The 6,000-nt window shown below is 46.0% G+C and carries 6 protein-coding genes; 1 reads left to right on the top strand and 5 read right to left on the bottom strand.

Features of this window, described 5'->3' with window-relative positions; genetic code table 11:
- Nucleotides 1-305 precede the first annotated feature (305 nt).
- The 4 genes from J7545_RS07080 to J7545_RS07065 form a co-directional block, all read right to left on the bottom strand.
- The gene (locus J7545_RS07080) at nucleotides 306-1,619 is read right to left on the bottom strand and encodes a polysaccharide deacetylase family protein (protein ID WP_318700498.1); all 1,314 of its coding nucleotides are present in this window, start codon (nucleotides 1,617-1,619) and stop codon (nucleotides 306-308) included.
- A gap of 146 nt (nucleotides 1,620-1,765) precedes the next feature.
- Nucleotides 1,766-3,439 (bottom strand): CHAT domain-containing tetratricopeptide repeat protein, encoded by a 1,674-nt coding sequence (locus tag J7545_RS07075; protein ID WP_318719344.1) that lies wholly within the window; start codon nucleotides 3,437-3,439, stop codon nucleotides 1,766-1,768.
- A complete protein-coding gene (locus tag J7545_RS07070) occupies nucleotides 3,406-3,780 on the bottom strand; it encodes a DUF1822 family protein (protein WP_318719343.1) in 375 nt (124 codons plus the stop codon). Before J7545_RS07070 ends, J7545_RS07075 begins: the two co-directional genes overlap by 34 nt.
- Before the next feature lie 29 nt (nucleotides 3,781-3,809).
- Nucleotides 3,810-3,995 carry a hypothetical protein gene (locus J7545_RS07065; protein ID WP_318700496.1) on the bottom strand — a complete coding sequence of 62 codons (186 nt, stop codon included), beginning with the start codon at nucleotides 3,993-3,995 and terminating at the stop codon, nucleotides 3,810-3,812.
- Between the two features lie 177 nt (nucleotides 3,996-4,172).
- Here J7545_RS07065 and J7545_RS07060 point away from each other — a divergent pair, with 177 nt between their 5' ends.
- Complete coding sequence (locus tag J7545_RS07060) at nucleotides 4,173-5,150, top strand: threo-3-hydroxy-L-aspartate ammonia-lyase (protein ID WP_318700495.1); 978 nt, start codon at nucleotides 4,173-4,175, stop codon at nucleotides 5,148-5,150.
- A 102-nt stretch (nucleotides 5,151-5,252) separates the two neighbouring features.
- On the opposite strand, the gene J7545_RS07055 is transcribed toward J7545_RS07060, so the two are convergent.
- A complete protein-coding gene (locus J7545_RS07055; RefSeq protein WP_318700494.1) occupies nucleotides 5,253-5,954 on the bottom strand; it encodes an LEVG family PEP-CTERM protein in 702 nt (233 codons plus the stop codon).
- Nucleotides 5,955-6,000: the final 46 nt, after the last annotated feature.

Raw genomic sequence — 6,000 nt, 5'->3', positions numbered from 1 at the left:
TCAGTCCTTTCAATGTTGGTCTTCTTTGGCTCAAGAACTGATGGATTCCAAGCCTCATAAGCGCTTATTTTTCCAGAAGGGGTTAAAGGCTCTATCCCTTATACAGTCTACTCTTTAGCTCCCTTGTCACCCCTTGAGGGAATGACTATATTAGATAACCCAGAAGCCACGGGATATAGAGCGCCCCTATATTTTGTGGCGATCTACAGCAGTTAGATCGAATTATTCCCAGTCATTAAACCCTAGGGGAGTTAGTACCTCTTCAGATGTCACATCCTTTCATAAAACACGCTTAGGGTAAGTTGTTAATTATTAAGGGTTAATTCTTCTTCGGTTTCATTTAATGGGGTTTGCTTGGCTTCTATTTCTAACAGTTCAGGAATGGTGACAAAGCGATAACCTTGTTGTTTGAGGGTGGTGATAATTTGGGGTAGGGCTTCGACGGTATTGCGGCGATCGCCTCCGCCATCATGAAAGAGTACAATCCCACCAGGGGTGACGCTCTTTAAGACGTTATCGATTAACACTGGGGTAGACACATAATAATCCTCTGAGTCGGAAGACCACATCATAATCCCATAGCCTTTAGACTCGGCATAATCGGCTAAACCGCTCTCTAGATTCCCTCCTGGAGGTCGAAACAGCTTGGTTTTAATTCCCGTGGTCTCAAAAATCTGTTTGCTGGTGGACTCGATTTCCTGGGCAGCCGTTTGCGGATCGAGAGTATGGGTATAATGATGTTCAGTGTGATTTCCCAGAATATGCCCAGCATCAGCGACTTTTTTGGCAATTTTGGGATGGTTTTTCATATGCTGTCCCACCAAGAAAAAGGTCGCTTTAATCTCATGTTCCTTGAGAATATCTAAGATTTGTTCAGTTGTCTTCGGCCAAGGGCCATCATCAAAGGTTAAAGCCACAACTTTTGGCATGGCTAAAGCGTTAGCCTGACTGATCACTTTGCCCCGAAATTGTTCTGGAACATCCACAACTGTGAAAGAAGGTTCGAGTTTTGGGGGGAAGACAGCAACTGGACTGGGTGAGACTTCTGGAGTGGGAGCAATGCTAGGAGGGGGATCGAGGGGAAGTGGTGTAGAGATGGCAAATTGATTTTGATGAATCCAATGGGCATTGATCAGTTGTGCATAAAACCACCAGCAGGAAAGAATAAAACTTACAGCAGTTAAACGACTGATCAGTAAAGTCCGCATCAGCCGGAATTGGAAAGACTTTGGAATAGATGCAGTGGGAGCTGGAGCGAGGGCACTACGTTGTTCGCTGGCAGGAGTGGCAATTCGTACAGCTTGTTTCCAGAGGATGCGGCGATCGCCAGCTTGCCGGGCGATAATTCTCACCTGATGAATAGCTGCTGAGTTCAGCGTCCACAGACGATAGCAGACAAACCGCACTAAACGCTGCTGGAGGCTTAAACATTGATCTTTGCGTCTCGGATGGTGAAAATCAACCTGAACATTCAGCCAGCGATCTCCTGACTGATTCACCTGCACAGAAACCCCTTGCGGTGCAAGTAAGCTATTCATCCAATAGGTGATTGCCTGAGGATTACCTTCCTTAGCGAGGTCGAGGAGGGAAGGTTGGGCAAACATTTCTGAATAGGTCATGGGGAATGGGGAATAGGGAATGGGGAATGGGGAATGGGGAGTAGGTTGCTCGAATGGAGAGCCGTCCTAAATTTCTCCTACTCTGCCATACCCGTTACCAGTCATCAGGGGTCAACTTCCAATTTTTTCCGGTGGATTCCCTTTTGTCAATTGTTGAGCCTGGATTTGGCTTCGCCTAAACAATCATCTTGCTCTTTGGATCGTTGACTCAGTTTGTCTTGAGCATCTTTCTCGATGTCTTCTTTGGTTTTGCGCCAATAGTCTAGGGCTTTTTCTGGGTTGCCTTCTCGTTCCCAGACTTGAGCAAGTAAACAAGCGGCATGGGGAGCAGTAAGATTTTTAGAGATCGATAGAGAAACTGCCTTTTCTAAATCCTCTTTCGCTTCTATCCACCGTCCTTGCTTGATTCTGGCCCATCCGCGATTTTTCCAACAGGCAAGTTCTATACCGGGGTAGACCGGACGCTCGATACACTGATTACTCCGGTAGATTGCTTTTTCCAGATCTCCTAGGCGAATGTTGAGATAGGCGGCTTCTGACTGAGCATCCGGATGTCCTTTATTGGCTGCTATTTCGTACCAAAAAAGACAGATGGTATTTAATTCTTGGATCTCCTTACAAACATAGCCCCGATTATAGTAGGGTTGGGGAGTCCAGGGCGCGATCGCGATCGCCACACCATTAAAGAACAGAGCTTGCGTAATTTTTCCCTCTTCGTAGTGAAATCCTCCCTGTCGATCGACTCGCTTGGATACCTCTGGAGCGAGCATTCCATACGTCGGCGCACCCAAACTAATCCCCAATATCACCAGAAGCAGGGTCTTAAGTTTCGATCGCCGCGAGACGTTTGACGCAGGTGCTGAAACTGGCGGATAAATCGGTGTTAACCCTTCCGGTTGGGGCCAAGTGGGAGCAATGGCGGTTGGATGTTGATAAATGATCGGTAACCAACTGGCACAGGGAAATTGGTCTTCCCAAGCTTGAAGCCTTTCCCGCGCTTCTCGTGCCGATAGATGAAAGGATTGGCCGTGGGAAAAGGCGTGCAAAAATGATTTGAGGAATTCTTGGGCAATCAGATCGGGGACTTTCTCCCGCATGACAATCGTGTAGGGAATGGCTAAATCTTCTAAATCTCGTGCTAGTCCTAAACCATCGCAAGAGTTGAAAATCACCAGTTGCAGACCTTGTTGCGCGGCTTGACGCAAGCCATACCAGAGTTCGGTCAGGAGGATAGAGTCTTCAGAATTGATATAAATGCGTCCGTTATCGCCTTCGGTTTCGCTATGGCCAGCAAAGAAGATGATATCCCACGGCTGACTCCAGAGGCGATCGGTAATCTGATTCAGTTGGGGTTCTACCAAGAACGTAACTTGTGCATCGGGCAAGCTTTCTAGGATGTGGCGATCGAGTTCAATATCAATGCCTTCACTATTACCTAAAATAGCCAGCACTCTCATCTGTTCTGCAGACGAATCGGGTGGTTGACAGGGTTCAAAGCTAACTTGACTTAAGGCCACTTCTGCTCGCCGATAGCGATCGACTAAATCCCATAAATGCCAAGGTAGCTGTTGCAATTCGGGAATTTCCGTGCGAATCAGAAATCGAATTTCATCGTCCCGTTGCAATTCTTCCCGCAGCCGGCGATCGAGGTCTTGAAACGAGGGCGAGCGTAGCCAAATTTGGAACTGTTCCTTCAGCTCAAGGGCGCGATCGCGACAGCACTCGAATTTATCCACAATCGAGCCATCATAGACAATTCTCCCCGGCTCCAACCGCGAATTTCTACCTAATTGGTCATAACTCTCTTTCCACTGCTGCAAGGCAAAATATAGGCCAGGACACTCGGGCAATCTCCCCACCTGTTCGATCTGACGGGGTTCCCCTTCCCAACCAATTTCCAAGGTAACTCTAAATCTGCCACATCGAAGCAAGCTTGAAGCACGCTATCAAAGCTCTCGCAAGCTTGTGTTTGGGGATCGAAGCCCAAGTATTGAAGATGAAACTTAACCGCTAAAACCGATAGGGTATTCAAATAGACTTGCTTGCGCTTTCGAGGATTCTTTTGTGCCTGTAAAAACACTTCAGCTTGTTGATAATCGCTAAATCCAAGGGGAATTTTAGGACTGATGAAATTGAAGAATGGGGAAGAATGAATAACCATGACAATAAACTCCAAGAACAAAATTAAAATCAGGTCGTTAAATCCTGTAACTGTTTTCTGAATTGAATCATTTTGCGCCGATAAAAGCTCGACAAGGTCGGAACGCTAACCCTCAGAAATGCAGAAATCTCTTGCCAAGACTGACCATAGAGCCGCCTTAAAATCAAAATCCTCAGATTCGCCCTCGGATGACCTTTAACATGAATTTTACTCAATTCATGTTCTGGATTATCCTCTAATTGTTTAATGACTTTTTTTTATGGGCAATTTTATGCATTTTTGCAGAAATTGATACAAAAATTCACGATATCATAAATAAATATGACGAAATTGAGGATTTTGACTGGAATCAACCCCAAAAAGTGATATAATTGTAAGTCTAATCTAATAATATGTCCGATCGCCTTCTTTTACCCACGTATAGAGAGATTCAACAGGCTGCCCAGAGTCTCCAAGGCAAGGCTCACCAGACTCCTGTAATGACTTCTCGGATGGTCAATAAGATTACTCAAGCACAAGTCTTTTTTAAGTGCGAAAATCTACAAAAAACTGGCTCATTTAAATTTCGTGGTGCTTACTATACTCTTTCTCAACTGCCAGCACCCGAACGGAAGCGTGGTGTTATTGCTTACTCATCTGGAAATCATGCCCAGGCGATCGCCCTCGCGGGAGCCTTACTGGAAATTCCCACAACCCTGGTGATGCCCGAAAATGCTCCCAAGGTCAAACTCTCAGCTACGGAGGAATACGGAGCAAATATCGTGACGTATGATCCCACGCAAACCCGTCGGGAAACCCTCGCCTTACAGTTAGCCAAAGAACAGAATTTAACCCTGATTCCCCCCTATGACCATCCCCAGATTATCGCTGGTCAGGGAACTACAGCCAAGGAATTAATTGAAGAAGTCGGAGATCTCGATTATTTGCTCGTTTGTTGTGGAGGAGGGGGACTACTCTCTGGATGTGCGATCGCCGCTAAAACCCTTTCCCCCCACTGTCATGTCGTCGGCGTAGAACCTGCCCTAGGAGATGATGCTACCCGCTCTTTTTATACCCAAACCCTGCAAACTGTGAACAATCCCCAAACCATTGCCGATGGCGCTCGTACTCCCTCTTTAGGCAACTATACATTTCCCCTAGTGCTGCGCCATGTCGATCGAATGGTCACCGTTTCCGAAAACAGCATTCGTCGTACCCTGCGCTTTCTTTGGGAACGATTAAAACTGGTGGTTGAACCCACGGGAACCTTAGCGGCGGCTGCGTTATTGGAGGGTGAAATTCAAGCTCCTGGCGCGAAAATTGGTGCGATCCTGAGTGGAGGGAATGTGGATTTAGAGCAATTACCGTTCTTGTTGGCGATCGCCCAATAGCATTGCCCTAACCGTGGAAACTCCTGGCCTCTAAAGTTTACGCGATAAGAGGTTGGGGGATGAGGGCAAAATGATTAATAGTCAATTGTTAATCGTCAATGATTAATTAGCAGAGCGTTTGCGTAAGCCAAACACACCTAGTGCAGCAACAACACCTAAGCCCAAAACACTAGCAGGTTCAGGCACAGATACAGGAGAATCCAGACGGAAGTTCACACCATCTCCAGTACCTGTTTCAAAGTCATAGCCTAGCTTCAGAGTAATGGTGCTTACATCAGAAAAGGTTAAACTCTGCCTATTACCATCACCCATGCCGCGAAGATAGCTATCTTCCGTCATCCCGTTAACGCTTACAACACCAGTTTGGTTCCAAACTTCGGTATCAAAGAAGTCAATCGTTAAGTTCGATAGAACTTCAGTGAAAGTAAATCTAAAGGTTCCTACTTCCAGTTGTCCATTTTCTTCCGTATCAACTGGGCGATACCAGAAACCACTGGAGTTAGTTCCCATATCTACTGGTTCAAAACTGACTGTATCAGTTCCATCAGTATAGGTGTTGCCACCATTCGTCACATCATCAACAAACAGACGGCTTCTAGCTCCTGTGCTTGCATCCACTAAGCTTTCGATGCTTTCAATCAAATCTGGAAGAGCAATACAAGTTTCTAAGCAACCAAAACCAACATCAAGTTCGCCTTCTTCTTGAGGGACAAGGTTTCCCGCAAATGCCGAAGATCCCAATAAGGTTACAGCTAGAGTAGCTGTGGTTGCACTGATCGTAAATTGACTGAAGTAATTAGCCATATCTGTAATCTCCTAGAACTTTTAATGATGTAAGTTAACTCTTATT

It is taken from the genome of Roseofilum sp. SBFL, from assembly GCF_017746885.1.
GTDB lineage: Bacteria > Cyanobacteriota > Cyanobacteriia > Cyanobacteriales > Desertifilaceae > Roseofilum.
Note: the sequence above shows the minus strand (reverse complement) of the source record. Positions and strands in the feature narration are given on the sequence as shown.

What these genes read in the sequence shown, in the direction of transcription:
- J7545_RS07080 (WP_318700498.1), bottom strand. Translation starts at nt 1,619, where the DNA reads ATGACCTATTCAGAAATGTTTGCCCAACCTTCCCTCCTCGACCTCGCT.
- J7545_RS07070 (WP_318719343.1), bottom strand. Translation starts at nt 3,780, where the DNA reads ATGGTTATTCATTCTTCCCCATTCTTCAATTTCATCAGTCCTAAAATT.
- J7545_RS07055 (WP_318700494.1), bottom strand. Translation starts at nt 5,954, where the DNA reads ATGGCTAATTACTTCAGTCAATTTACGATCAGTGCAACCACAGCTACT.
- J7545_RS07060 (WP_318700495.1), top strand. Translation starts at nt 4,173, where the DNA reads ATGTCCGATCGCCTTCTTTTACCCACGTATAGAGAGATTCAACAGGCT.